At 60.6% G+C, this 25,116-nt stretch carries 25 protein-coding genes; 10 read left to right on the forward strand and 15 right to left on the reverse strand.

Annotated features, from left to right (window positions below):
* Window positions 1-70 precede the first annotated feature (70 nt).
* Together C9E91_RS04765 and C9E91_RS04770 are read left to right on the forward strand one after the other, a co-directional pair.
* Entirely contained in the window at window positions 71-1,078 is a 1,008-nt protein-coding gene (locus tag C9E91_RS04765; protein WP_107107211.1) for a DUF4424 domain-containing protein, read from the forward strand.
* 231 nt (window positions 1,079-1,309) lie between these two features.
* On the forward strand, window positions 1,310-3,247 hold the full coding sequence (locus C9E91_RS04770; protein WP_107107212.1) for a methyl-accepting chemotaxis protein: 1,938 nt from the start codon (window positions 1,310-1,312) through the stop codon (window positions 3,245-3,247).
* Between the two features lie 169 nt (window positions 3,248-3,416).
* Here C9E91_RS04770 and ppk2 read toward each other — a convergent pair whose 3' ends face one another.
* The 5 genes from ppk2 to C9E91_RS04795 all read right to left on the reverse strand — a co-directional run bounded on the left by ppk2 (window position 3,417) and on the right by C9E91_RS04795 (window position 8,843).
* On the reverse strand, window positions 3,417-4,337 hold the full coding sequence (ppk2, locus tag C9E91_RS04775; RefSeq protein WP_107107213.1) for a polyphosphate kinase 2: 921 nt from the start codon (window positions 4,335-4,337) through the stop codon (window positions 3,417-3,419).
* A gap of 271 nt (window positions 4,338-4,608) precedes the next feature.
* Entirely contained in the window at window positions 4,609-6,525 is a 1,917-nt protein-coding gene (dxs, locus tag C9E91_RS04780) for a 1-deoxy-D-xylulose-5-phosphate synthase (protein WP_107107214.1), read from the reverse strand.
* A 125-nt stretch (window positions 6,526-6,650) separates the two neighbouring features.
* Window positions 6,651-7,574 carry a pirin family protein gene (locus C9E91_RS04785; RefSeq protein ID WP_107107215.1) on the reverse strand — a complete coding sequence of 308 codons (924 nt, stop codon included), beginning with the start codon at window positions 7,572-7,574 and terminating at the stop codon, window positions 6,651-6,653.
* Between the two features lie 73 nt (window positions 7,575-7,647).
* Complete coding sequence (locus C9E91_RS04790; protein WP_028750625.1) at window positions 7,648-7,899, reverse strand: exodeoxyribonuclease VII small subunit; 252 nt, start codon at window positions 7,897-7,899, stop codon at window positions 7,648-7,650.
* 2 nt (window positions 7,900-7,901) lie between these two features.
* The gene (locus tag C9E91_RS04795) at window positions 7,902-8,843 is read right to left on the reverse strand and encodes a histone deacetylase family protein (protein ID WP_107107216.1); all 942 of its coding nucleotides are present in this window, start codon (window positions 8,841-8,843) and stop codon (window positions 7,902-7,904) included.
* A gap of 167 nt (window positions 8,844-9,010) precedes the next feature.
* On the opposite strand from C9E91_RS04795, the gene C9E91_RS04800 reads away from it, so the two are divergent.
* On the forward strand, window positions 9,011-9,412 hold the full coding sequence (locus C9E91_RS04800; RefSeq protein WP_107107217.1) for an acyl-CoA thioesterase: 402 nt from the start codon (window positions 9,011-9,013) through the stop codon (window positions 9,410-9,412).
* Between the two features lie 9 nt (window positions 9,413-9,421).
* Here C9E91_RS04800 and C9E91_RS04805 read toward each other — a convergent pair whose 3' ends face one another.
* The 3 genes from C9E91_RS04805 to C9E91_RS04815 are packed head-to-tail and all read right to left on the reverse strand — an operon-like array spanning window position 9,422 to window position 11,293.
* Window positions 9,422-9,985 carry a biotin transporter BioY gene (locus tag C9E91_RS04805; RefSeq protein ID WP_107107256.1) on the reverse strand — a complete coding sequence of 188 codons (564 nt, stop codon included), beginning with the start codon at window positions 9,983-9,985 and terminating at the stop codon, window positions 9,422-9,424.
* Between the two features lie 28 nt (window positions 9,986-10,013).
* A complete protein-coding gene (locus C9E91_RS04810; protein WP_107107218.1) occupies window positions 10,014-10,616 on the reverse strand; it encodes an energy-coupling factor transporter transmembrane component T family protein in 603 nt (200 codons plus the stop codon).
* A complete protein-coding gene (locus C9E91_RS04815) occupies window positions 10,616-11,293 on the reverse strand; it encodes an energy-coupling factor ABC transporter ATP-binding protein (protein ID WP_107107219.1) in 678 nt (225 codons plus the stop codon). The genes C9E91_RS04810 and C9E91_RS04815 overlap by 1 nt, the downstream gene beginning before the upstream one ends.
* Before the next feature lie 108 nt (window positions 11,294-11,401).
* On the opposite strand from C9E91_RS04815, the gene C9E91_RS04820 reads away from it, so the two are divergent.
* Window positions 11,402-12,592 carry a winged helix-turn-helix domain-containing protein gene (locus tag C9E91_RS04820; RefSeq protein WP_107107257.1) on the forward strand — a complete coding sequence of 397 codons (1,191 nt, stop codon included), beginning with the start codon at window positions 11,402-11,404 and terminating at the stop codon, window positions 12,590-12,592.
* Window positions 12,593-12,714: 122 nt separating this feature from the next.
* Here the strand turns inward: C9E91_RS04820 and ribB are convergent, their stop codons facing one another.
* Window positions 12,715-13,818, reverse strand: a complete 1,104-nt coding sequence (gene ribB / locus C9E91_RS04825) for a 3,4-dihydroxy-2-butanone-4-phosphate synthase (RefSeq protein WP_107107220.1) — start codon at window positions 13,816-13,818, stop codon at window positions 12,715-12,717.
* Window positions 13,819-13,828: 10 nt separating this feature from the next.
* Window positions 13,829-14,926, reverse strand: coding sequence for a chorismate synthase (aroC, locus tag C9E91_RS04830; RefSeq protein ID WP_107107221.1), 1,098 nt, complete (start codon window positions 14,924-14,926; stop codon window positions 13,829-13,831).
* Window positions 14,927-15,224: 298 nt separating this feature from the next.
* Between aroC and C9E91_RS04840 the strand changes: the two genes are divergently transcribed.
* Window positions 15,225-15,485, forward strand: a complete 261-nt coding sequence (locus C9E91_RS04840) for a DUF1344 domain-containing protein (RefSeq protein WP_107107223.1) — start codon at window positions 15,225-15,227, stop codon at window positions 15,483-15,485.
* Window positions 15,486-15,664: 179 nt separating this feature from the next.
* Entirely contained in the window at window positions 15,665-16,189 is a 525-nt protein-coding gene (locus C9E91_RS04845) for a hypothetical protein (RefSeq protein ID WP_107107224.1), read from the forward strand.
* 15 nt (window positions 16,190-16,204) lie between these two features.
* Here C9E91_RS04845 and C9E91_RS04850 read toward each other — a convergent pair whose 3' ends face one another.
* From C9E91_RS04850 to C9E91_RS04860, 3 genes are all read right to left on the reverse strand, one after another.
* On the reverse strand, window positions 16,205-16,801 hold the full coding sequence (locus C9E91_RS04850) for a histidine phosphatase family protein (RefSeq protein ID WP_107107225.1): 597 nt from the start codon (window positions 16,799-16,801) through the stop codon (window positions 16,205-16,207).
* An 18-nt stretch (window positions 16,802-16,819) separates the two neighbouring features.
* Window positions 16,820-17,638, reverse strand: a complete 819-nt coding sequence (fabI, locus tag C9E91_RS04855) for an enoyl-ACP reductase FabI (RefSeq protein WP_107107226.1) — start codon at window positions 17,636-17,638, stop codon at window positions 16,820-16,822.
* Between the two features lie 122 nt (window positions 17,639-17,760).
* Window positions 17,761-18,924 (reverse strand): DnaJ domain-containing protein, encoded by a 1,164-nt coding sequence (locus tag C9E91_RS04860; protein WP_107107258.1) that lies wholly within the window; start codon window positions 18,922-18,924, stop codon window positions 17,761-17,763.
* A 355-nt stretch (window positions 18,925-19,279) separates the two neighbouring features.
* Here C9E91_RS04860 and C9E91_RS04865 point away from each other — a divergent pair, with 355 nt between their 5' ends.
* On the forward strand, window positions 19,280-20,284 hold the full coding sequence (locus tag C9E91_RS04865) for an ornithine cyclodeaminase family protein (protein ID WP_107107227.1): 1,005 nt from the start codon (window positions 19,280-19,282) through the stop codon (window positions 20,282-20,284).
* 30 nt (window positions 20,285-20,314) lie between these two features.
* Window positions 20,315-21,835, forward strand: coding sequence for an HAL/PAL/TAL family ammonia-lyase (locus C9E91_RS04870; RefSeq protein ID WP_107107228.1), 1,521 nt, complete (start codon window positions 20,315-20,317; stop codon window positions 21,833-21,835).
* A 16-nt stretch (window positions 21,836-21,851) separates the two neighbouring features.
* Here the strand turns inward: C9E91_RS04870 and C9E91_RS04875 are convergent, their stop codons facing one another.
* Window positions 21,852-22,301 (reverse strand): RT0821/Lpp0805 family surface protein, encoded by a 450-nt coding sequence (locus C9E91_RS04875; protein WP_107107229.1) that lies wholly within the window; start codon window positions 22,299-22,301, stop codon window positions 21,852-21,854.
* A 62-nt stretch (window positions 22,302-22,363) separates the two neighbouring features.
* On the opposite strand from C9E91_RS04875, the gene pdxH reads away from it, so the two are divergent.
* Entirely contained in the window at window positions 22,364-22,984 is a 621-nt protein-coding gene (gene pdxH, locus C9E91_RS04880) for a pyridoxamine 5'-phosphate oxidase (protein WP_107107230.1), read from the forward strand.
* Window positions 22,985-23,104: 120 nt separating this feature from the next.
* Here pdxH and C9E91_RS04885 read toward each other — a convergent pair whose 3' ends face one another.
* Window positions 23,105-24,151 carry a polysaccharide deacetylase family protein gene (locus C9E91_RS04885; RefSeq protein WP_107107231.1) on the reverse strand — a complete coding sequence of 349 codons (1,047 nt, stop codon included), beginning with the start codon at window positions 24,149-24,151 and terminating at the stop codon, window positions 23,105-23,107.
* Between the two features lie 228 nt (window positions 24,152-24,379).
* Between C9E91_RS04885 and C9E91_RS04890 the strand changes: the two genes are divergently transcribed.
* The coding region (locus tag C9E91_RS04890; protein ID WP_146143974.1) for a D-alanyl-D-alanine carboxypeptidase family protein at window positions 24,380-25,116 on the forward strand (737 nt) is incomplete at its 3' end.

A 25,116-nucleotide genomic window follows, 5' to 3' on the forward strand; every position in this document is an offset into this window, starting at 1 on the left:
GAATGTCGGCGTTGACGCTATGCGGTATCTGACCATAATCGCCGCAAACCGGCGGTAGATGGGGGCTCGAATGCGCGGGATTTGCGGTTATGCGACGGCTCTGGCGATGCTCGCCACGCCGGCCTTGGCAAATGATAGCATGGCCGAACTCAAGACCGGTGGCCTCGCCTATGTCCGCACCGGCGATATCAGCATGGAGGACGAAAAGCTCTTCATCTCTCCGACCGAGGTGAGGGTCGACTATATCTTCCAGAACACCTCGGATAAGGATGTCGAAAGCGTCGTCGCCTTTCCGATGCCAGATATTCAGGGCGACATCGACAGCATCGTGTCCATCGCCGACTCCGATGCCGACAATTTCCTCGATTTCACCGTCACGCAGGACGGCAAGTCGATCACGCCGACATTGCAGCAGAGCGTCACTGTCGCCGGTATCGATATGACGGCGGAGCTGAAGGCGCACAATATTCCGCTACTGCCGCTCAGCAAAGCCACGCTGGATGCGGTTGCGAAGCTGCCGGCCGATGTGCTCGAGGACTGGACCGCTCGCGGCCTCATCGCCGATGACGAATACGACAATGACAGCCAGGGCATGAAGCATCACCCGACGCCGATGTGGCTTCTGCACACCACCTACTGGTGGCGCACCAAGTTTCCAGCCGGCGCCAAGATCAGCGTGCAGCATCGCTATAAGCCGAGTGTCGGCGGCACGGTCGCGATCACCTTTGCCGGCGACGGCGACTACAAGAAAGAGCAGCTCAAGACTTATCAGGCCAAATATTGCATGGATGATGCTTTCGTCAAAACCGCCGGCAAACTATCCGATGCCTCCGACAAGGGTGGCCGCGGCTATACCGAAAGCTGGATTTCCTATGTTTTGAGCACGGGCGCCAACTGGTCCGGCCCGATCAAGCATTTCCAACTAACGGTCGATAAGGGCAGCCCGGACAACTACGTCAGTTTCTGCGGCAGCGGCGTCAAGAAGATCGGCCCCACGAGCTTTCAGATGAGCGCAGAGGATTTTTCTCCCGAGCACGATCTCGATATTCTGATCCTCAACGCAGTATCTCAGAACTAGGCTTTTACTGCACCTTTTTGCGCCGCACAGAGTTAAATGATTTTAAAGCGGTAGCATCTACTTATGCAGAGGATTGCGATTGTCTTCTTCAGGGATAATCGCCTGCCATGACGGCTTTGCGCCTCTCGCGCCCAATCATGCCTCTTCCCTGAATTTTCGAGCATCCGGCCGCGCACTCCCAGCGGGGTTCGTCGATGTGCTCCAGGACCAGCGCTCAGGAGGCGCTCGCCCATGTTTGCGAAGAACCTTTCTTTGAATGGCAAACTCGCCATCACCTTTGCCGCACTTATCGCTATCTTCGCCTGCGTTTCGGCATTCGTTTACGCCAAGGAAGAAGTATCCACCGGGGCGGCCGCCGAACAGGTCAAATCGCAGGAGCTCGTCAATCTGATCGACGATTCCCTGCAGGCCATGCTGGAGCAGGCCGTCAACTTGCGCGGCTTCCTGCTGCTGCGTAGCGACAGCACCTATCGCGACGTCGGCACCAATCGTGATCGCATGCTGAAGAGCATGGCGGCCGCCAAGGCGGTTGCCGCCGATCAGCCGGACCTGCTTTCGGCGATCGACGGCATGCAGAAGGCCGCCGACCTCTATTTCCATCAGCTCGCCGAGCCGCAGATGAAGGCGCGCAAGGAAACCGACATGCCGCTCGACCAGGTCGTCAAGATCGGCCAGAACGAGACGAAGGGCCAGCTCGATGGTTTCCGTGAGGCGGCAGCCAAGATCAAGCAGGCTGCCCGCGCCAAGGCTGATACCTTGTCAGCCACGCAGGACGAAGCGAACAGCGATCTTCGCATGACGCTGATCGCCGGCGGCATCATCGCCTCGTTGGCCGCTGCCGTGCTTGCCTGGCTGCTCGCACGCACCATCGTTCGCCCGATCGTCGGCATGACCGCTGCCATGGGCCGCCTGGCCGGCGGCGAGCATAATATCGACGTACCGGCCATCGGCCGTGGCGATGAAGTCGGCCGCATGGCCGATGCCGTCCTCGTCTTCAAGGATGCGGCGATCGAGAAACTGCGTCTTGCGGGCGAAACCGACCGCATGCGCGGCGATGTCGAGCGTCAACGTCAGATGAGCGACGAGCAGAAGGCCCGCGAAGAGGGCGAGATCCGCTTCGCCATGGAGGGATTGGCCGGCGGACTTGCCGCCCTTGCCTCCGGCAATATCACCGCGCGCCTCGACCGCACCTTTGCGTCGCAGTTCGACGCTGTTCGCGCCGACTTCAACAATGCTGCCGAAAAGCTGGAAGCTGCCCTGCAGTCGGTCGGCCGCAATGCTTCGGCAATCAATGCGGGCGCAGGCGAAATTCGCTCGGCCGCCGACGATCTTGCTCGCCGCACCGAGCAACAGGCCGCCGCCGTCGAAGAGACCGCAGCAGCCCTCGAACAGGTAACGACGACCGTTCGCGATTCGGCCAAGCGCGCCGAAGATGTCGGCCATCTCGTCGAACGCGCTCGTCAGGGTGCTGAGAAGTCCGGCGACGTGGTCCGGAAGGCGGTCTCCGCCATGCAGCAGATCGAAAAGTCCTCGGGCGAGATCAGCAACATCATCAGCGTCATCGACGATATTGCTTTCCAGACCAATCTTCTGGCTCTGAACGCTGGCGTCGAAGCCGCCCGTGCCGGCGATGCCGGTAAGGGTTTTGCGGTCGTCGCCCAGGAAGTCCGCGAGCTGGCACAGCGTTCCGCCAATGCCGCGAAGGAGATCAAGGCGCTGATCACCACGTCGAGCGATCAGGTCAATACCGGCGTGTCCCTGGTCGGAGAGACCGGCAAGGCATTGGAGCTGATCGTTTCCGAAGTGCAGGAGATCAATCGCCACGTCGGCGCCATCGTCATCGCCACCCGCGAACAGTCGACGGGCCTGCAGGAGATCAACACCGCCGTCAACAACATGGACCAGGGCACGCAGCAGAATGCCGCTATGGTCGAGGAACAGACGGCGGCGAGCCACGCTCTTGCCCGCGAGGCAGCCTCCCTTAATGAACTCCTGAACCAGTTCCGCCTGAATGACATGCCCCGCGAATCCAAGCGACCGGCGGCCGTCACCGCCCAGTCGCGCCCGGCTGCTTCGCCCGCAAGGGCATTGGGCCGCACGGTCGCCAAGGCGTTCAGCGGCAAGGCCACTGCGGCGGCCGTTGCCCAGGATGAGTGGGAGGAATTCTGAGCCAGGCGTCTTTATGACGCCGAACCCCTGATGCTTTTCCGAGCAGCGGAGGCTCGGGCAGAAGAACCATTTTGATCGGTGATCTGTCTCGCTCATTTCGCGGCGAGACAGATACTAGTTGGCGGCAATGGCCAAGGGTGACTATGCCCCCCTTGGCCCGCTCCGTTCCTTAATATTTCGGCGGAACATAAAGCTCCGGCGGCAGCACCTTGCGCTCATAGTCGGGGTTGAAGACACGCTCCGGCAGCGTGATGTCCTCGTGAGGCACGTCCTCATAGGGAATTTGCTTGAGCAGATGATCCATGCAGTTGAGGCGGGCGCGCTTCTTGTCGTTGCCTTCGACGATATGCCAGGGCGCTTCCGGAATGTTGGTGCGCGCGAAGGTTTCTTCCTTGGCCTTCGTATAGGCTTCCCACCGCACGCGGGACTGCAGATCCATTGGCGACAGCTTCCACTGCTTCAAGGGATCGTGGATGCGCACGAGGAAGCGAAGCTGTTGCTCTTCGTCGGTGATCGAAAACCAGTATTTGACAAGCCGAATCCCGGAGCGAACCAGCATGCGTTCGAACTCGGGCACATCGTGGAAGAACTGCTGGACTTGATCTTCCGTCGCAAAGCCCATCACGCGCTCGACGCCGGAGCGATTGTACCAAGACCGGTCGAAGAGAACGATCTCGCCGCCCGCCGGCAGATGGGGCACGTAGCGCTGGAAATACCATTGGGTCTTTTCACGATCGGATGGTGCCGGTAGCGCGACGACCCTGGCAACGCGTGGATTGAGCCTTTGGGTGATTCGCTTGATTGCCCCGCCTTTGCCCGCCGAATCTCGACCCTCGAAGATCACGACGACCTTCTCCTTGTGATAGGTCACCCAATCCTGCAGCTTGATCAGTTCGGCTTGCAGCGACAGCAAGGCGCGGAAGTAGTCGATGCGCGGCATCGCAGCCGGATGCGCCTTCTGGTAGATCTTTCGGATCTCTTCGGAGAGAGCCGGTTCCGAGAGTTCCAACTCATAGTCTTCATCTAGCGTATCGGCCAATTCCGCTTCAAGCCAGTCGGAATACTCGTTTTCTTTGTCTGGATTGCTCAAGGTTCTCTCCGCTTCTCTATGACAGCTAATGATAGCAGTCGAATGCATGATCGCTCTTAAAAAACGCGAACATGCCTGCCCCTGCATTGCTGCAAGTTCCGCTTTGTTCATGACAGTCGGATGAATGATTGCAGCGAGACGAAGGGTAAAGGACGCCAAACGCCAGATAGGGCGCCTAGAAGCCCCAGGCTAACCCCAATAGGTATGTCACATGAAGTGCCGGAAGCTTGACGCCCCGACAAGCGGTAGATTGATGGCGAGGTAGCCGAGCTTATCCGGCGACCTCGATCATCCGGCTGCGGCCCAGCGCCTTGAACACCGTCTGTATGATGCCGGCCCGGTCGAGGCCGGCTTTGGCGTTCATGACTTCGGGCTTGGCTTGTTCCATCCAGATATCGGGCATGACCAGCGTACGGATCTTCAGGCCGTTGTCGAGCAGGCCTTCGGTTGCGAGGAACTGCATGACCTGGCTGCCGAAGCCGCCGACCGAGCCTTCCTCGATGGTGATCAGCACCTCGTGATGGCTGGCAAGCTGGCGGATGAGGTCGTGGTCCAACGGCTTGGCGAAGCGAGCATCGGCAACCGTTGTCGGCAGGCCGGCAGCATCGAGATCTTCGGCGGCGGCGAGGCTGTCGGCGAGCCGCGTGCCGAAGGATAGCAGCGCCACTTTCGACCCCTGCTTGACGATGCGGCCCTTGCCGATCTGCAGAATTTCGCCGCGTTCCGGCAGCTCGATGCCGACGCCTTCGCCGCGCGGATAGCGGAAGGAGATCGGGCCGAGATCGTAGGCTGCGGCCGTGCGCACCATATGCTTCAGTTCTGCTTCGTCGGCGGCGGCCATGACCACGAAGCCGGGCAGGCTGGCGAGGAAAGCGGTATCGAAGGAGCCGGCATGCGTCGGTCCGTCGGCGCCGACAAAGCCGGCGCGGTCGATCGGGAAGCGCACCGGCAGGCCCTGGATCGCCACATCGTGCACCACCTGGTCATAGGCGCGCTGCAGGAAGGTCGAATAGAGAGCTGCGAAGGGCTTGAAACCCTCGGCCGCGAGGCCGGCCGCGAAAGTGACGGCGTGCTGCTCGGCGATACCGACGTCAAAACAGCGGGTCGGGAAAAATTCCTGCAGCTTATCGAGGCCGGTGCCGTTCGGCATGGCGGCGGTAATGCCGACGATCTTATCGTCCAGCATCGCTTCCTGCACGAGGGCATCGGCGAAAACACTGGTATAGCTCGGTGCGTTCGGCTTCACCTTGGCCTGTGCACCCGTGATGACGTCGAACTTGTTGACGCCGTGATATTTATCCGCCGCCGCTTCGGCAGGGGCATAGCCCTTGCCTTTTTGCGTTACCACGTGGATCAGCACCGGCCCCTGTGCATGGTCCCGCACATTGCGCAGCACCGGAAGCAGATGGTCGAAGGAATGACCGTCGATCGGGCCGATATGGTAGAAACCCATCTCCTCGAACATCGTCCCGCCGGTGACATAACCCCGCGCATGCTCCACGGCGCGTGTAATGGCGCGGTCGACATTCTTGCCGAGATAGGCGGTCAGCTTCTTGCCGAAATCGCGGAAGCCCATATAGGTGCGGCCGGAGGCAAGGCGCGCGAGATAGGCGCTCATGGCCCCGGTCGGCGGAGCGATCGACATGTCGTTGTCGTTGAGGATGACGATCAGCCGGGCGTCGAGGGCACCGGCATTGTTCAGCGCCTCATAGGCCATCCCAGCCGACATCGCGCCGTCGCCGATGATCGCAATGACGCGGCGGTCGCTCTTGTCGAGTTCGGCGGCAACCGCCATGCCGAGACCGGCGGAGATCGACGTCGAGGAATGTGCCGCACCGAAGGGATCGTATTCGCTCTCTGCGCGACGGGTGAAGCCGGAAAGTCCGTCCTCCTGGCGCAGCGTGCGGATGCGGTCGCGGCGGCCGGTCAGGATCTTGTGCGGATAACACTGATGGCCGACATCGAAGATCAGACGGTCGTTCGGCGTATCAAAGACGTTGTGGATGGCGATGGTGAGTTCGACGACGCCGAGGCCGGCACCGAGATGTCCACCCGTGCGCGATACCGCGTCGATCATCTCCTCGCGGAGCTCGCTGGCGAGTTGCGGCAAATCCCGGTCCTCCAGCTTTCGCAGGTCGGAAGGATAGTGGACCTGGTCCAGCAGGGGCGTCTCTGGCATGTGTGTCAAGGCTGAAGCCTCTTTCTTGATATTCTTGGGCGGCGGCCCGCCTTTATGTCAAAACAGATTGCGTCAGAAGGCGACGAATTCAAGGACTGCCTGAACAAGAAACATTTGGCATTGTTATGAACCCGTTAGCTTTCCGGCAAAGGAATAAACTCTTCCTCGTCTCCCGGCACGATGTCGAAACGCCCGGTGCGCCATTCTTCCTTGGCCTTTTCGATGCGCTCCTTGGAAGAAGACACGAAATTCCACCAGATATAGCGTTTCGAATTGAGCGCCGCACCACCAAAAAGCATAAGATGACAGCCTTTTTCAGTCGCCTCTAAGGCAATCGCGTCGCCGGGACGGAAGACAAGGAGCTGATCCTGCTCGAAACGGTCGCCTGCAACGACAAGCGAGCCGGAGAGAATATAGACCGCACGTTCCTCATGTCCCGCGCCGAAGGGGAATTTCACGCCAGGCTGAAGCTGAAGATCGACATAGAGCGTATCGGAGAAGACTTTGACCGGCGACGTCACGCCCTCGAAACTGCCGATGACCACGCGGCCCGTCGCACCGCCGTCGTTGATCAGCGGCAGATCGCTCATTTCCGTATGGGTAAAGGCCGGATCGATCTCTTCCTTGTCGTCCGGCAGGGCAAGCCAGGTCTGCAGGCCGGACATCGCCAGCGGATGGCCGCGCAGATTGTCCGGCGTGCGCTCGGAATGCACGATGCCACGCCCGGCCGTCATCAGGTTGATATCGCCGGGGCGAATGACTTTTTCTGTCCCGAGACTATCCATGTGGCGGATTTCGCCGTCGAAGAGATAGGTGACGGTCGACAGGCCGATATGCGGATGCGGCCTGACATCCAACGCTTCGCCGGGCCGCAGCACCGCCGGACCCATGCGATCGAAAAAGATGAACGGTCCCACCAGCCGCCGCCGGCTGCTCGGAAGCGCGCGTCGCACGAAGAAGCCGCCGAGATCGCTGGTGCGCGGAATGATGAGATGCTCGATCGCGTCGCAGGCGAAGGCATCGCCGGGCAGCGGATCTTTTCCAGGGAAGAAGGACATGACGAGCGCTCCATTCGGTTGAAGACAACCTAACGGCAATGTGTCGGAAACTCAAATTTTGCGCGCGTAAGCCCTATTGCCCGTCCAGCGGCTCCGTGCCCTGAGGCTTGCCGGCGCGGTCGAGCCTGATCTTCTCGATGCGGTTTTCCGCCGCCGAGAGCAGGGTCTCGCAATGCTTCTTCAGCGCTTCGCCGCGCTCATAGATGGCGATGGATTCATCCAGCGCTACGTCGCCACGTTCCAGCCGCGCGACGATGCTTTCGAGCTCCGCCACAGCCTTTTCGAAGGAATAGCCGGAGACATCCACTTTGGCGCTTTCGCTCATCATCAACCCTTCATCATGCGCAGAATGTGCAGGCCAGCCGATTCGGCGAGGCCTTCCAGATCATAGCCGCCTTCGAGCAGGCTGACGACCCGGTTCTTGGCGCTGCGGTCGGCGATTTCCAGAATGCGCCCGGTCGCCCAGTCGAAATCCTCGCCGGTGAGATTGAGTTGCGCCAGGGGATCGCGATGATGGGCGTCGAAGCCGGCCGAGATGAGGATGATGTCGGGGCGGAAATCATCGAGCGCCGGCAGCACACGCGATTTGAAGGCCTCGCGGAAATGGTCGCCGCCGGTATTGGGCGAAAGCGGCGCGTTGACGATGGTGTTATGCGTGCCGCGCTCGTCCTTTTTGCCGGTACCGGGGTAAAGCGGCATTTGGTGCGTGGAGCAGAAGAGCACCGAGGGATCGTCCCAGAAGATGTCCTGCGTGCCATTGCCGTGATGCACATCCCAGTCGACGATGGCAACGCGCTCGGCTCCGTGGGCTTTCTGCGCATGGCGGGCGGCGATCGCCACATTGTTGAAGAAGCAGAAGCCCATGGCCTTGTTCTTCTCGGCGTGGTGGCCAGGCGGGCGGGCTGCGACGAAGACGTTGTCGGCCGCGCCGGAAAATACATCATCGACTGCCGCCATCGCGCCGCCGACGCCATGCATGATCGCCTGCAACGTCTTCGGGCTGGCATAGGTGTCGGCTTCGAGCTGGTTGATCTCGTCCTCGTCACCCCCGTCGGGGATCGAACGCAGGACAAAGCTCAGGTGCTCTTCCGGATGGGCAAGCAGCACGGCGTCCTCACTGGCGAGCGGCGCCTTGCGCCGGTCCAGCCTCTCGAAGTTCGGATGCTCCAGCGCGATATTCAGGGACCGCAGCCGGTCCGGCCTCTCCGGATGACCCGGCGGGGTAAGATGTTCCAGAAAAATCGGGTGCTCGTAAAGACGTGTGCTCATAAAACCAATCTACAGACGAGATATGACATCTGCTACCGGACATGGGCAGTATCACCATAATGTCAACAATCCATCTTAACCACGTTGGGCTACCAACCGTTTACTTCTTGAGGGGCGATGTTAAGCTTTCATTAAGGTGCAAGCCGGGCCGGCCGAGGTTTTGCGTTATGATGGGTATCGAACGATCTGATGTCATCGAGATGCGAATACCGCCTCGCGATGTCGACAGGCAGGGGCAGATGTTCATCGCCTCCTACATTTCCCAGGCGGAAACGGCGTTGTCGAATTTTTGGCGCGCGCGGCCACTTGTAAGCGACGAGCCGGTCTACATCGCCACCAAGGCGTCATGCGCGCTGCACCGGGCGCTACGTTATGACGATCTCGCCCGCTTTTCGGTCAGCGTCAACAAGATCGGCGGCAAGTCGATTGGCTTCATGGTTCTGGTCGAAACCGGCAACGAGCTGGCTGCGGAGGTGGAAATCCTCTGGCTCGCCGTGCGCGGCGAGGAACACGATCCCGTGCCGCTGCCCGAAGATACCCGCGACTGGCTCTATAAGTACCTGGATTGACCTTTTGGCTCAGCTCCGCTGCGGCAGCAGGGGATAGCCAACCATGACAGCGCGGCCGACGAGGGCGGCGACAACAGCCTTGACGAGATCGCCGGGAACGAAGCCCATCGACCCTTTGAACGCGTTGGCGAAGCCAAGATTGGCCGCGATCGCGAGCCAGGCAATGCCGAAAGCGTAGAGAACCACGACGCCGCCGATCACCGAAGCGATGAAGAAGCCGATGCCCTGGGCAAGGGCCGTCTGCTCGCCTTTCACCAGCCGCTCGGAGAGATAACCGGTGACATAGGCGGCGAAGATCCAGCCGATGAAAAAGCCGGCCGTCGGGCCGGCAAAGACGGGAAGCCCACCGCGGCCGCCCGATAGCACCGGCAGGCCGATTGCCACCAGCACGACGACGATCAATACCGCGACTGCGCCACGCTTCGCGCCGAGCACCACGCCCGCAAGCATCACGCCGAGCGACTGCGCAGTGATCGGGACCGGAATGATGCCGATCGAGATCGGCGGCAACAGGCCGAGCGCCACGATGATGGCGGCAAAAAGCGCAGAGAGGACGAGGTCGCGGGTGGTCATGACGGCTCCATTCGAAAATAGTGTCTTTTCAATGCCGCCGAATGCCACGGGCGTCAATCGCAGCCGCAATATTATCGGCATCGCGCAGGGTCAGGATGATCAGCGGCACCAGCGCTGTCGTAAAACGGATTTTGATCCCGCGCGCCTCATGCGCCTCTCGGATGGCGCGGTAACGGTCGAGAATTTCCGGGACGAAGCGCACGACGAGACCGACCGCAAGCCCAATATCGGCGGCCTTCAGCAGTCCGGCCTTTTCCAATGGCGCAGCAAGCGCCGTAATCTCGTCGATGAAGGCGGCGATCGACGTCGTCGCCGTCACCACGGCTGCAAAAAGCATAAGCGCGGTCAGCCGCAACACGGTGACGACAGCGACATGGACGGGATTGAAGATCAGGCTGAACAGCGCCACCACGACAATGGTGAGAATGACCGGCCTCAGCCGCTTCAATGCTTCGCTCGCCGGTAAACCGGTACTGAAAAAAAGAAGGGCGCCGATGGCGACGGCGAGGCCGAGCAGCGCGAGATTGTCGGTCAGGAACAAGAGAAGGCCGAGGACAACCAGCGCGCCGAGCTTGAGGCGCGGCGCCATCCGGTGCATCCAAGTGCTGGCGTCGACGTACAGCGTCTGCATCAGGCGGCCAACTCCCTGTAGCGGGCTATGGCCTCGGCCGGTGGCGCGTCGGCGATCAAGCGACCTTGATCGAACAGCAGCACGCGGTCGAAATCCTCTACCAGCGGCAGGTCATGGCTGATGACGATGACATGTTCCGGCAGGCCGGCAATGGTTGTCTGCACCAGAGCCCTGTTCTTGAGATCGAGCTGATTGGTCGGTTCGTCGAGGATGAGAATGTCGGGGCCGGTGACGAGCACCGAACAGAGAGCCGCCATCTGCAGCTCGCCGCCGGAAAGTTCGTGTGCCCGTCGCTCCGCTAGGTGGCGGACGTTGAAACGATCGAGAATGCCATCCACTGCCGCCTCGATGTCGCTCTTGCCGAGGCCGCGCGCCTTGAGGCCGAAGGCGATATCGTCGCGGATGATCGGCAGGATGATCTGGTTCTGCGGCGACTGGAAGATATAGCCGACCTTGCCGAGCACGGATTTGGCGTCGGTGACGGTGTCGAGCCCGTTGACGGTGACCCGACCGGTCGTCGGCTTGGCAAGCCCGTTGATCAGCCGTGCAAATGTCGTCTTGCCGGAACCGTTGAGCCCGATCACGCCGATGCGCCGCTCGCTCAGCGTTAGGCTGAGCGGCGAAAGCGCAAGCCGCGCGCCGAAATTCACGCCGGCATTGTCGAAGCGGATATCCAAGCTGCTGGCCCTGTTCCTCTGTGATATCGCGGTCCTATAGCCCATCGCGGCGAATTATCAAATCAACGCCCGTTTGAAAGCATGGGAATTTATGCCTATGATCCATGCATGACGAATCTGCTTTCAAACCGCGACGCTCGCCGCGTCTTCCTCGCCAAGCAGGGACTTTCCAATCCGCCGAACCGTGCCTTGACCAAGGCGGGGCTGTTGCAATTGATCCACGATATCGGCTTCGTGCAGGTCGACAGCATCTCGACGGTGGAGCGGGCGCACCATCAGATTCTGTTTTCCCGCAATCAGACCTATCGGCGCGAGCATCTGACCGAGCTCTTGGAAAAGGATGGCGCGCTGTTCGAAAACTGGACGCATGATGCCTCCATCCTGCCGAGCGCCTTCTTCGTTTATTGGAAGCACCGGTTTCGCCGCGAGGAACTGGCGATCGTCGAGCGCTGGCGCAAATGGCGGGGCGAGGGTTTCGAAGCCGCTTTCGACGAGACCTATGAGCGCGTCCTGAAAAACGGCGCCATCACGGCCCGTGAGATCAAGGATGAAAATCATACATCCGGCGGCTGGTGGAACTGGCATCCGAACAAGACGGCACTCGAATATTTCTGGCGCACCGGCAAATTCGCGATCGCTGGACGCACCAATTTCCAAAAGGTCTACGATCTGGTCGAGCGCGTATTGCCGGAAAATGTCCATGCGCCCGAAGTCGGCCATGACGAATTCGTCGACTGGGCCTGCCGCAGCGCTCTGCAACGCCTGGGATTCGCCACATCAGGCGAAATCGGCGCCTTCTGGGATTTGGTAACGCCACAGGAGGCAAAGGCCTGGGTCGAGGCGCATCGCGCGGAACTGACGGAAATATTGATCGAGCCCGCCGTGGACGGCAAGCCACGCCCTTCCTTCGCCTTCGTCGATTTTCCGTCTACGCTCGACAGCTTCCCCGAAGCACCTGCTCGAATGCGCGTGCTCAGCCCCTTCGATCCAACGATACGCGACCGCAACCGCACCGAACGCCTCTTCGGCTTTTTCTACCGCATCGAGGTCTTCGTGCCGGAGCCGAAGCGTGAATATGGCTATTACGTTTTCCCGCTTCTGGAAGGAGACCGGCTGGTCGGCCGGATCGATATGAAAGCCGACCGCAAGGCGGGTACGCTGGACGTCAAACGCCTATGGCTGGAGCCCGGTGTCCGGGCATCTGCCGGACGGCTGGAAAAATTGGAAGCCGAGCTGGATAGGGTGGCGCGATTCGCCGGGGTCGAGAAGGTGGTATTTCTGGAGGGATGGCGAGCTTAGTCACCGCCCCTTGAGGGGGAGGTCGCGCGGAACGCGCGGGTGGGGGTGCCCCTGAGTGCGGCGAGATATCACCCCACCCCGGAGCTTCGCTCCGACCCTCCCCCTCAAGGGGAGGGTGAAAATCAGCAAATCTCCGTCTGGGTGATTTTGATGCCGAACCCTTCCAGGCCGACATAGTGCCGCTCGCGGCTGGTGAGCAATTTGATCGAGCTGACGCCGAGATCTTTCAGGATCTGCGCGCCGAGGCCGATTTCCAGCCATTCGCTGTCGCGGGCCTGGGCCTCGGCATGGATCTCGTGGCCGGCCTGGCGGGATTTGCGGCCATTTTCGAAATGGCCGACGCCCACGGAACCTTCCCGGAGATAGACGATGATGCCGCGGCCCTCATCGGCGATCTTCTTCATGTAGAAATCGACCGGGCGGCGCTTGCCGAACAGGTCTTCGGCCACGCTTTCCGGATGCAGGCGCACCGGAATGTCGATGCCGTCACGGATGTCGCCGAAGACGACGGCGAGATGCTGCATCGGGTCCCACGGCAGCGAATAGGTATGCGCCCGCGCCTTGCCGAACGGCGTTTCGATATCGAAGCTGTCGCCGAGTTCGATCAGTGTTTCCTTGCGCTGGCGATAAGCGATGAGGTCGGCGACGGAGATGAGCTTCAGCCCGTTCCGCTCTGCGAATTCCACCACCTGCTGGCCGCGCGTCACCGTGCCGTCGTCATTGACGAGCTCGCTGATGACGCCGATTGGTGGCAGGCCGGCGAGCCTGCAGAGGTCGACGGCGGCCTCCGTATGGCCGGAGCGCATCAGCACGCCGCCTTCGCGGGAGACGAGCGGGAAGATATGGCCGGGACGCACGAAATCGGTCGGGCCGACATTCGGATTGGCGAGATTGCGCACCGTCAGCGTGCGATCGTCGGCGGAAATGCCTGTGGTCGTGCCATGCTTGAAGTCGACCGAAACGGTAAATGCGGTGGTATGTGCCGAATCGTTTTCCGCCACCATGGCGTTGAGGTTGAGGCGCTTCGCCTCCTCGCGCGGCATCGGCGTGCAGACGATGCCCGACGTGTGGCGGACGATGAAGGCCATCTTCTCGGGCGTGCAATGGACGGCGGCGACGATCAGGTCACCCTCGTTTTCACGGTCGTTATCGTCCATGACAACGACGATCTCGCCGGCCTCGAAGGCTCGGATGGCTTCCACGACGCGCTTCTGGTCATAGGGCATGAAAACGTCCTTATTTCAGCCGGCCGGTCTGGCCACGGTCTCTGAGATAATGATCGGCAACGGCGCAGGCCACCATTGCCTCGCCGATCGGCACGGCGCGGATGCCGACGCAGGGGTCGTGGCGGCCCTTGGTCCGCACATCGACATTGTTGCCATCCGCGTCGATGGACTGGCGTTCCGTCAGGATCGAGGAGGTCGGCTTGATGGCAAAGCGCGCGACGATGGGCTCGCCGGTGGAAATGCCGCCGAGTATGCCGCCGGCATGGTTGGACAGGAAAATGCGGTTGCCGTCATTGCCCATGCGCATCGCATCGGCGTTTTCCTCGCCGGTCAGCTCAGCGGAAGCAAAGCCCTCACCGATTTCGACGCCCTTGACGGCGTTGATCGACATCAGCAGCGAGGCGATATCCTGATCGAGCTTGCCATAGATCGGTGCGCCGAGACCGGCGGGTACACCCTCGGCGACGACTTCGACGACGGCGCCGATCGAAGAGCCGGCCTTGCGGATGCCGTCGAGATATTCCTCCCAGACCGGTACGATTTCCGGATCCGGGGCGAAGAATGGGTTCTGATCGACCTGTGCCCAATCCCAATTGGCGCGGTTGATCTTATGCTTGCCGATCTGCACCAGCGCGCCGCGCACGGTGACGCCGGGCACGACGAGACGGGCAATACCCCCTGCAGCGACGCGCGCTGCGGTCTCGCGGGCAGATGAACGTCCGCCGCCGCGATAGTCGCGGATGCCGTATTTGACATCATAGGTATAATCGGCGTGGCCGGGGCGATAGCGCCGCGCGATCTCGCCGTAATCCTTGGAGCGCTGGTCGGTGTTTTCGATCAGCATCGAGATCGGCGTGCCCGTTGAAATCATCGTCTCGCCGTCTTCATCCAGCATCACGCCGGACAGCACCTTGACGAGATCGTCTTCGCGCCGCTGCGTCACGAAACGCGACTGACCGGGCTTGCGCTTGTCGAGCCAGACCTGAATGTCCTCGAGCTTGAAACGCAGCCCTGGAGGGCAGCCATCGACGACGCAGCCGAGCGCCGGCCCATGGCTTTCGCCCCAGGTGGTGACGCGGAAGAGATGACCGAATGTATTGTACGACATGGGAAACGACCGGATTGCTGCGGCCCGGCGGCGGCCGCGCCTTTATCTCTTGGAATTGCGGCACACTCATAGGCCAAAAAGCTGCCGAGGCAAATCTTTCTTTCCGTTGTGGCCGCGCGGGCTGGAACCTGCCAGCGCCTGTTATGGTAAACGAAGATTAATCCATGCTGTGGATTGTGAAAACACATTCATCAATTGGGCGACGAAAGCCATTGTTGCGGGCAACTTCCGCCATATTCAAAGCGTTACTTGTGACCAATCAAATCAGCACCAATAATGAAATCAAAAGGGTCCTCCGATGCGCTTCTTTGTTGCGACGCTCCTGGCCACGGCAAGCCTCCTCGCCCCCGTCGCCGGCTTTGCCGAAAGCGCCGACGTCGAGGCCACGATCAAAAAGGTCGACGAGAAGAATTCCAGCATCACGCTGGACGACGGCAAGAATTATCAGGCGCCCCAGGATTTCGATTTCACTGGTCTGAAGGCAGGCGTGAAGGTTGTCGTCTTCTATACCGAGGTCGACGGCAAGCGCGTCATCAACGATCTCGATATCGTCAACTGATTGTCGATTGCGGGCTTGCCCGCTGCCGAACATTTTCAGGAGTTGCAGGGCCTCAATTCGTCATTTGGCACGACACAAATAAGTTGTGCCCAAATGAGTTGTAGGCTGGCGCCCATCAAGACAGTACCGCGGTTAGAGTCTATTTTCGCCCTTGCCAAAATGTCCAAGGAGGCGACTTGATGGGACGGGAAGTGAGACGGGTTCCGGCGAACTGGGAGCATCCCCGATATACAATCGAAGATGCGCCCGATGAGCCTTGGATCGGCACCATACGCTGTTTGCTCGCGGACTACCCAGGGGCGGTTGCAAGATGGGACGAGCGCGCCGAAAAATGGCCGCTTGTCGAAGACCTTCGAAATGGCGGTTGGAAACCTTATGAGGGCGAAAAGAAATCTTTCGCCGACTATGCTGGCCCACGCCCCGATCCGAAAAACTTCATGCCGGTCTGGCCGGCCAACGAATGCACGCATCTCATGATGTATGAGACGACGACGGAGGGGTCGCCGATCTCCCCTTCCTTCGCCACACCTGAGAAGTTGGCGCGTTGGCTCACCGACAACGAAGCTTCGGCCTTTGGGGATCGGACAGCGGACTATGAATTCTGGCTGCGCTTGGCGGGAGGGGCGACATCGGTTGCGGTGATAGCCAACGGGACGCTGACATCGCACGCCATCACCACTGCTGATATCGACGATCCCAAATAGGTTCGAACCAAAGACCTATTCCAGCCAGCCGATAGTCTTCCAGCTCAGATCGACCTTCAGGATGCGGTCCTGCGGGATTTCCGCTTCAGCGGCATCCTCTTTCGAGACATCGGCGATCAGCCGGAACATGGAGCGGATGACGCCGCCATGGGTGACGCAGACGGTCGGCCGATCGACCGAAGTCAGCCAGGAGCCGACGCGCCAGGAGAGGATTTCGTAGCTCTCTGCATCATCGCCGGGCGGGATGAAATCCCACTTGCCGGCGTTGCGCTCGGCGAGGCGATCGGCCTCGGTCGCCTTCAATTCCTTAAGGGTGAAACCTTCCCAAGCGCCGAAGGAGACTTCGACCAGCCGCTCGTCGGTGCGATAGTCCTTGGGCGGCAGGCCCATGGCTTCGCGCGCGATCTCCATGGTCTCGCGGGTGCGCCTGAGCGGGCTTGCGACAAAGTCGAACGGCTGGTTTTCGAAAGCGAGGATTTCAGCAAGCTCGACGCCATTCTGCCGCGCCTGCGCGCGGCCGATAGCGTTTAGATCGATATCCTTCTGCCCCTGCAGCCGGCGCTCGGCATTCCAGTCCGTCTGACCGTGGCGTATCACATAGAGAGGCGGCACGGTCAGGCTTCCTGTTGATCAATCCTTGACGACGGCGATATCAGGCGCATCCACGGCCTTCATGCCGATGGCATGATAACCCGAATCGACATGGTGCACTTCGCCGGTGACAGCCGTGGAAAGATCGGAGAGCAGATAAAGCGCGGAGTTGCCGACTTCGTCGATCGAAACCGTGCGCTTCAGCGGCGCGTTATATTCATTCCATTTCAGGATGTAGCGGAAGTCGCCGATGCCGGCGGCGGCGAGCGTCTTGATCGGGCCGGCGGAAATGGCGTTGACGCGAATGCCGCGGCCGCCGAGATCGACGGAGAGGTAGCGGACACTCGCTTCGAGAGCAGCCTTGGCAACGCCCATGACGTTGTAGTTCGGCATGACCTTCTCTGCACCGTAATAGGTCAGCGTGATGATCGAGCCGCCGTCGTTCATGATGCGCTCGGCGCGCTGGGCGACGGCGATCAGCGAATAAACGGAGATGTCCATCGTGCGCGCGAAATTATCGCGGCTGGTGTCGACATAACGTCCGGTCAGCTCATCCTTGTCGGAGAAGGCAATGGCGTGGACGACGAAATCGATCTTGCCCCATTTCGCTTCCAGCGTGTCGATGACGGCATCGATCGTTGCCAGTTCCGTAACGTCGCAATGGCCGGCCATGAAGGCGCCGAGCTCCTGGGCGAGCGGCTCGACGCGCTTCTTCAAAGCGTCGCCCTGCCACGTCAACGCGATTTCGGCACCGGCTTCGGAACAGGCCTTGGCAATACCCCACGCTATGGAACGGTTGTTTGCAACGCCGAGGATGACGCCGCGCTTGCCTGCCATGAGGCCAGTGGCTTGAGCCATATTCTGCTCCCTTGAACTTTCGAATGATCCTGCCTATGGCATAGGCCGATCCCCTGTTCAAGCATTGGAAAGATCATCAACTGTTAGGGATCGTAACAAAGGGTGCGGTTGTCACTGAAATTTCACAAAAAAAGCCCCTCGCGCATGCTGCGCATCAAATCGGTAACTTTGTCGTCCGGTTTTTCCCACAGCATTAAGCGCAATTCAACCACGAGATTGCCTTTTCCGCCGTGCCCGTCCGGCAGTCCCTGATCGGAGATTCGGATGACCTGATCCGAACCGGACCAGGGCGGGACTGTAAGCTTGACCGGACCGTTCAATCCCTCGACCATTGTCTCATAACCGAGCACAGCATTTTCGATGGTTACGGGAAGTGTCGTATGGACGTCGAGGCCATTGAGGGTAAAGCGGCTGTCGGTGGAAAGATGGATGGTGATCGCCACATCGCCGCGCTGCATGCCCTGCAATTTCAGCCCCTGGCCCTTCAGATGCACGACCTGGCCGTTGCTGATATCCGTCGTTGCCTGAAAGCGCGCTTCCCGTCCGTCGGAAAGCGGTACGGTGATCCAGTTTCCCTTCAGCATGTCTTCGAGGGTGACAGTCGCTTCGGCAGCGATCTCGGGCGTCTTTTCCGGCGCCTTATCCTGAGTGCTGCCGCCCGTAATGCGACGCACAAGCGAGCCGAGAATGCCGAAGCGCGAGCGGAAGACGGCCGGCCCGGTCCCCGTTGCAAGCTGCTCTTCCTCTGCAAAGGTCTCTTCGGTCTCGCCGCTGCTCTGTTCGCGCTGCTTCTCCGTCTCCGCGGCACTGGCGGCAGTCTCTGCCTGGTTCGGTGCGGCGCGGGCGGCCTTGGCGCCGAAAATGCGCTCGACCATATCCTCGGGTGACTCGCTTCCGGCGGCCTGTGGGTTGGCGGCCGCGGCAGCCTTCTGCGCCTTCTGGGCCTTGGCGCGGGCGAGTTCTTCCATAATCTTTTCGGCGTTGGCGCGTGCGGCCTTGGCGCGCTCCGCGGCTTCGCGGGCTGCCTGGCGCTGCTGCATGATGGTCTGCTCGGTGCTTTGGCCTTTCGCCTCGGCCATGCGCGCCACCTGATCGTAGCGGCTGCGCTTCTGCGGGTCCTTCAGCGTTTCATAGGCACGGCCGATCTCGGCAAAACGCTCCGTTGCCGTGGGATCGCCGATATTGTGATCGGGATGCACGGCCTTGGCCAGGCTGCGCCATGCCGTCTTGATTTCGTCCGCCCCGGCATCCCGCTTTACGCCAAGCACCTTGTAAGGATCGCGCATCATCATAACCACCGTTTTGAAGGGTGCCCGGCCTCGTTGTGGCGCCCCAAAAGAAAGAAAAACATATGGATCGCGCCGCCTCTTTCGCTCCCCGGAAGCAAGAAAGGTTGACGCGCATATGGTGTGATCCTGCGGGAGCAGTTGCTAATCAGTTGTTACGCCGGGCTGGCCGCACGGTTCGATCTACCGCAATGGTTAGCCGTTCACTAAACTTTGATGCGAAATATCGCCTGGGAAGCCACGCCCGGCCCAGCTAACGGCACGGTTTCCAGGCGGGATTTGCCTTGACAATAAGTATAGACAACTCATTTCATAGTGACGCGAGCATGCGACCAGCGGAAGGCCAGGGCATCCCATGCAGGAAATTTGGATCGACTATCTGAACGCCATCGATACCAGGGCGCTGGCGTTGACCAACGACGAAATTCTCGCTGCCGTCAGCAGGGCGCTCGACGCACAGGGACGTGGCGAAACGGTGATCGAACCGCGCGTGCACCTCGTGCCTGAAAGTTCGGACAAGGGCCATTTCAACGTGCTCCGCGGCTATGTGAAGCCGCTCGACTATGCCGGCGTCAAAGTGGTTGGCGATTTCGTCGATAACTACAAGCAGGGCCTTCCTTCTGAAATGGCGGTGCTCAACCTTTTCGATCCGCGCACCGGCATGCCGAAGGCGATCATCGACGCCACGGCGATCACCGATATGCGCACCGGCGCGGTCACGGCCATCGGCGCTCGCCATCTGGCTCGCAAGGACAGCAAGGTGCTCGGCCATATCGGCGCGCGCGGCACCGCCTATTGGAATGTCCGCCTGCTCGACCATCTCTTCGATTTCGAGGCAATCCGTATCCATTCCCGCCGGCCGGAAAGCCGCGACGCCTTCGCCGCCCGGCTGGAAAAGGATCTCGGCAAGAAGATCATCGTCACCGACAATTGGGAAGACTGCCTGAAGGACGCCGACATCATGGTCGAGGCCAGTCGTCTGCCGGAGCCGACGCCACTCTTCAAGACAGCCTGGGTCAAGAAGGGCGCCTTCGTCGTTCCCTATGGCACGATGAGCGTGTTGGAATTCGATCTGACCGACATCATGGACAAGGTTGTCGTCGACGATTGGGGCCAATGCGGCCCCGGCCGTCCCTATGGCGCATTGCGCCGGCATGTCGATGAGGGCAAGGTGACGGCGGAGACGCTGCATGCCGAAATCGGCCAGATCGTCTGCGGCGCACGGCCCGGCCGCGAGAGCGACGACGAGACCATTCTCTTCTGGCATCGCGGTCTCAGCACCACGGATGTTGCGCTGGGCGCGGCCATGGTCGACAAGGCGAAGCGGATGAATATCGGCCAGCGCCTGCGCTTCGCCTGAAAACGTTCGGTTTGAGAAATGGACAGACGGATGGGTGCCGACGCTAAGGTGATCTTCGATGCGTCCGGCGCGGATATCGATGCGATCTGCGCTATCGCCCGCGACAGCGCAGAGGTGACAATCGGTGCTGATGCGCTCGCCGGCATCGAAGCCGCCTATGCCTGTCTCGTCCGCCATGCCGGCGAGGGCAAGGCGATCTATGGGGTTAGCACCGGCTTGGGCGCGGCCGTCGATACGCGCCTCGATCCCACGAAGGATTCAGGGCAACACCGTATTCCACGCCCCCGCGCCGTCGGCGTCGGGCGCTTTGCCGAAGCGGACGAGGTCCGCGCCATGATGGCGGCGCGTTTGGCCCGTTTCTGCCGAGGCTATTCGGGGGGTTCGCCCGAGGTGGCGCAAGCGCTTGCCGGCATGCTCAATTGCGCCGTTCATCCGAAGGTGCCGATGACCGGTTCGATCGGCGAGGCGGATCTTCCGCCGCTTGCACATATTGCACTGGTATTGGTCGGGGAGGGGAAAGCCATTCTGCCGGGCGGCCGTGAGGTCTCCGGCGCTGAAGCATTGGCGGTCGCCGGGCTCGCACAGCCGCCCTTCGGTATTAAGGATGGATTGTCGCTGATCTCTTCCAACGCTGCTTCCGTTGGCCTTGCCTGCCTGCTGCTGCAGGACATCAGGCGTATTTTCGACGCGCATGTCGGTGCGGCAGCGCTGTCCTACGAAGGATTTCGCGCGAGCCTCGATCCGCTCGACCCGCTGGCGATACGCCTGCGGCCCGGCCCCGGACAAGGCGATGTCGCGGCGGCGGTTCGCTCGCTGCTCGAAGGGGGCGATCTGACGAAACAAGGGGCCGCGCGGCGCCTTCAGGATCCGCTCAGCCTTCGCTGCGTGCCATCGGTCTCCGGCACTGCCTTGCATGCGCTGAGAGCGGCGTGGTCGGCGACCGAACTCGAGCTGCACTCCAGTGACGACAACCCATCGGTTCTTGCCGATGAAGATGTCGTGCTGCCGACGGGCAATTTCGATCCGACCCACATGGTGCTGGCCTTCGACACGTTGGCGCTCGCGCTCGCCCGTCTTGCCGCCATGACAGCCGAGCGGATCATGAAGCTGCTGTCGCCGGGCTTTTCCGATCTGCCGCGTTTCCTCGCACCGGAAGGTGCTGGCGCCAACGGTTTTGGCGCATTGCAAAAGACCGTCGCGGCGCTGACGGCGGAGATCGGCCATCTGGCGATGCCCATGCCCTTTACGGTGACGCCGGTTGCCGATCGTGTGGAGGACTATGCGTCGCTTGCCATGTCGGTGATCGACAAGACCGGACGGCTGGTTGAGAAGCTACGATACCTCACCGCGATCGAACTGATCGTAGCCGCCCGCGCCATCGACCTGCGTGGTCCAATAAAGCTGGGCGACAGGGCCGAGACGCTATTTACCGTCATCCGCTCCATCGTGCCGCCGCTCGAGGTGGACCGTTCGCCCAGCAACGATATCTACGCGCTTGCCGATTGCATTGCGGCGGGCACGCTGATCGGCCCGCTTTTGACGATGAAATGAGAAAGAGAGACGGTTATCAGCCGTCCTGCTGGAAACTCAGCAATTGCCATTCGCCTTGGCCAACGAGGCAGGTCTTGCCGAAGAAGTTGGCGATGCCGTCATAGGAATGGCGAGTGGTGCGGAACTGGCGGCAGACCTGTCCCGAGGCGTTGTTTTCAACGATCGTGTCGATGACGCCGGCGCTACCCGTCGAGGCGTTCGCCCAAGGAACGGACCGTCCGTTCAACTTGTTGAGATCTGCCGAAGTCACCGCGTTACGCACCGTCGTCTCGTCGGAAACGCTGTCGGTTGTCACAGGAGCAGTCGGGATGGTGCCGGTTGAAACGCTCCGATCCACCTTCGTCGAACTCAGCATGTCCATGCCGCCGCCGACGCAGCCGCCAAGGGAGAGAATGGCAATCGCCATCGTCGCGCCTTTTGCAAGCTTGCGCTTTGTATGAACCGTCGACTTTGCTATGACTTCCACCCGAGTATCTTGGCCAGTGTTGGGGCTGGCGATTTTAGGAAATGCGGAGAATTTGAGCTAATATGTCGGAAAACGAGTTAACAAGCGGTGACTTCACCGAGCAGAACGAGCCCTTCGCGCTTTTCGCTTCCTGGCTGCGCGACGCTGAAGCCAATGAGCCGAATGATCCGAATGCGGTTGCCTTGGCAACGGTTGATAAGGATGGATTGCCAAATGTCCGCATGGTTCTTCTGAAAGGTTTCGATAGCCAGGGATTCGTATTCTATACAAATTTCGAGAGCCGGAAAGGCCAAGAAATTCTTTCCCAAAAGAAAGCGGCGATGTGCTTCCACTGGAAATCGCTGCGCCGGCAGGTCAGGCTGCGCGGTCTGGTTGAAGTCGTCAGCGACAAGGAAGCCGACGACTATTTCAAGACGCGTGCCCGCGGCAGCCGCATCGGCGCCTGGGCGTCGAAGCAGTCGCGCCCGCTCGAAGGCCGCTTTGCCCTGGAAAAGGCCGTCGCCGAATATACGGCCCGCTACGCCATCGGCGAAATTCCACGCCCTGCCTATTGGTCCGGCTTCCGCATCCGGCCGCTGTCGATCGAATTCTGGCACGATCGCCAGTTCCGCCTGCACGATCGCGTCGAGTTTCGCCGTGACGTGCCGGAGGGCGCCTGGGAAAAGGTGCGGATGTATCCGTAACGGATTATGCCGATGCCCAAAGCATGTCGCGCAAAAGTGCTCAGCGGTTTTGCGATAACGACATGCGCAAATTCAAGAATCTAAAGCGCAACAAGCGACTCTGAAAGATCGCGATGCGCTTTAGCGCCCCATCAGCCGCATGGGGATGCCGGAGGCAAGCGCCGAGGCATATCGGGCCTTCTGGTAGTGACCGTTCAACGACAGTCGTGGCAGATGGGTGAGGGCAGCGGCACTCGCCGTTCCGATCGTCCCAGGCCGGGTCGTAACGCCGACGGAAAAGCCGAGTTCCGCCGCTAGCCGGGCTTCGCGAGGAGAGACGGCATCGGCCGTGCCGTAGGGATAGGCGATCGCTGCTGGCCGCCCGCCGATGATGTCAGCGACATAATCCGCCGACAAAGCCATTTCCGCAGCCGCTTCCGCTTCCGGCAGACGAGCGAGCGCCCGGTGGCTGACCGTATGGGCGCCGAGCGAGGCAAGCGGGTGACGGACAAGCTGCTTCAATTCCTCCCGGTCCATGATCGCTGAGCGCACGAGATCGAGTGGCTCCAGGCCGTTCGTTCGGGCGAGCTCGTCGATCCGGCCAACGGCCTCCGTCTCATCATGGGCATGAACATAGGCGGCGAAGCGGGCAAAGACGGCTTGCCGCTGGCTGGCTTTGTCGAGGTCGAAGCTCTCCGGGCCTATCCCGAAATCGAAGGTCAGGCGATCCAACCGGCAGAGCAGGTCGGCCAGTGTTTCCCACCAAATACTATGTGTCCGCTCCGACAGGCCCTGTGTGACGAAGATTGTGAAGGGAATACCGTGCCGGGCAAAGACCGGCAGCGCATGATCGAGATTGTCGCGATTGCCGTCGTCGAGGGTGAAAACAGCAAAGGGTGGCTTGTTGCGATCACTTGCGATACGGTCCGGCAGCGCATCGAGGGCGATGAAATCATAACCATCCCGTTTCAGCCGGCTGATCGCGCGGTCAAGGAATTCTGGCGAAATTTCCAGATGCGCATTCGGTGCGAAGGTTCGGCACAAGGGAGGACGGACATGATGCAGGGTGAAAATGGCGCCTAGGCCGGCGACGTCGCGCATCAAGCCGAGGTTTTTCAGAATTGCGGCGGTTTCCAGCCCGCCGGAGATTACCGCGCGCTTGAGACGGATTCTGATGCCCTGTTCCATGGGATTTAACCGGTTGACGAATGACCATGCTGTAGCCCATCCGCCGTTAAGTCTTGCTGAATCTGCATCATCTTTTCAATACGTTAACCGTTATTTTACCAGCAAAGGCAAAATTGGGAATTCTGTCGAGGGTGTTGCCTCAATATCGCACCGAAATCAGGCTTTTGTCGCAAATGCGTACATTGGGTTGATGCGGTGTATCGGCATTTGTTTCAGTTGGGGACGAATATGAAAAAACTTTTGATGGCCCTTTCTGCGGCCGTCTTGCTGTTGAGCGCACCGGTGGCGAGCTTTGCGGGCAGCGCCTATTTCATTATGGATGCGAAATCCGGCAAGGTCTTGGCTTCCGATAATGCCGATGATCTCAACCATCCCGCATCGCTGACGAAGATGATGACGCTGTATCTGACCTTCGAGGCGATCCATCGCGGTAAGATCGGTTGGAACACAGAGGTTCCGGTCTCGCGCAACGCCTCCGGTAAGAGCCCGACCAAGCTCGGCCTGAAACCGGGCAGCACCATTACCGTCCGCGATGCCGTCAACGGCATGATCGTCAAGTCCGCCAACGATGCCGCCACTGCCATGGGCGAGGCGCTGGGCGGCAGCGAAAGCGGCTTTGCCCGCATGATGACGCAGAAGGCACGCGAAATCGGTATGCGCCGCACCGTATTCACCAATCCGTCGGGCTTGCCGAGCATGGAGCAGGTGACGACCGCGCGCGACATGTCCACGCTCGCCGTCGCGCTCATCAACAACTATCCGCAGGAATATCGGCTGTTTTCACAGTCGGGCTTTACCTATCGCGGCAGCCGAATTCGTGGTCATAACAATCTGATGTATCGCTACGAGGGCATGGACGGCATCAAGACCGGCTACACCAATGCCTCCGGTTTCAACATCGTCAGCGCCGTGCGCCAGGGTAACCGCCGCGTTATCGGCGTTGTGATGGGCGGAGCGACTGCCCG

Origin of the sequence: Rhizobium sp. SEMIA4064 (assembly GCF_003025035.1) — a bacterium.
GTDB lineage: Bacteria > Pseudomonadota > Alphaproteobacteria > Rhizobiales > Rhizobiaceae > Rhizobium > Rhizobium paranaense.

Bases quoted from the DNA above. Each gene is read 5' to 3' on its own strand.
- fabI (WP_107107226.1), bottom strand. From the start codon at position 17,638: ATGGCTCAAGCCACTGGCCTCATGGCAGGCAAGCGCGGCGTCATCCTC.
- C9E91_RS04800 (WP_107107217.1), top strand. From the start codon at position 9,011: ATGATGGGTATCGAACGATCTGATGTCATCGAGATGCGAATACCGCCT.
- C9E91_RS04785 (WP_107107215.1), bottom strand. From the start codon at position 7,574: ATGTCCTTCTTCCCTGGAAAAGATCCGCTGCCCGGCGATGCCTTCGCC.
- C9E91_RS04870 (WP_107107228.1), top strand. From the start codon at position 20,315: ATGGGTGCCGACGCTAAGGTGATCTTCGATGCGTCCGGCGCGGATATC.
- C9E91_RS04795 (WP_107107216.1), bottom strand. From the start codon at position 8,843: ATGAGCACACGTCTTTACGAGCACCCGATTTTTCTGGAACATCTTACC.
- C9E91_RS04820 (WP_107107257.1), top strand. From the start codon at position 11,402: ATGACGAATCTGCTTTCAAACCGCGACGCTCGCCGCGTCTTCCTCGCC.
- pdxH (WP_107107230.1), top strand. From the start codon at position 22,364: ATGTCGGAAAACGAGTTAACAAGCGGTGACTTCACCGAGCAGAACGAG.
- C9E91_RS04770 (WP_107107212.1), top strand. From the start codon at position 1,310: ATGTTTGCGAAGAACCTTTCTTTGAATGGCAAACTCGCCATCACCTTT.
- C9E91_RS04790 (WP_028750625.1), bottom strand. From the start codon at position 7,899: ATGAGCGAAAGCGCCAAAGTGGATGTCTCCGGCTATTCCTTCGAAAAG.
- C9E91_RS04805 (WP_107107256.1), bottom strand. From the start codon at position 9,985: ATGACCACCCGCGACCTCGTCCTCTCTGCGCTTTTTGCCGCCATCATC.
- C9E91_RS04865 (WP_107107227.1), top strand. From the start codon at position 19,280: ATGCAGGAAATTTGGATCGACTATCTGAACGCCATCGATACCAGGGCG.
- C9E91_RS04765 (WP_107107211.1), top strand. From the start codon at position 71: ATGCGCGGGATTTGCGGTTATGCGACGGCTCTGGCGATGCTCGCCACG.
- C9E91_RS04885 (WP_107107231.1), bottom strand. From the start codon at position 24,151: ATGGAACAGGGCATCAGAATCCGTCTCAAGCGCGCGGTAATCTCCGGC.
- C9E91_RS04860 (WP_107107258.1), bottom strand. From the start codon at position 18,924: ATGCGCGATCCTTACAAGGTGCTTGGCGTAAAGCGGGATGCCGGGGCG.
- aroC (WP_107107221.1), bottom strand. From the start codon at position 14,926: ATGTCGTACAATACATTCGGTCATCTCTTCCGCGTCACCACCTGGGGC.
- C9E91_RS04845 (WP_107107224.1), top strand. From the start codon at position 15,665: ATGGGACGGGAAGTGAGACGGGTTCCGGCGAACTGGGAGCATCCCCGA.
- C9E91_RS04810 (WP_107107218.1), bottom strand. From the start codon at position 10,616: ATGCAGACGCTGTACGTCGACGCCAGCACTTGGATGCACCGGATGGCG.
- C9E91_RS04840 (WP_107107223.1), top strand. From the start codon at position 15,225: ATGCGCTTCTTTGTTGCGACGCTCCTGGCCACGGCAAGCCTCCTCGCC.
- ribB (WP_107107220.1), bottom strand. From the start codon at position 13,818: ATGCCCTATGACCAGAAGCGCGTCGTGGAAGCCATCCGAGCCTTCGAG.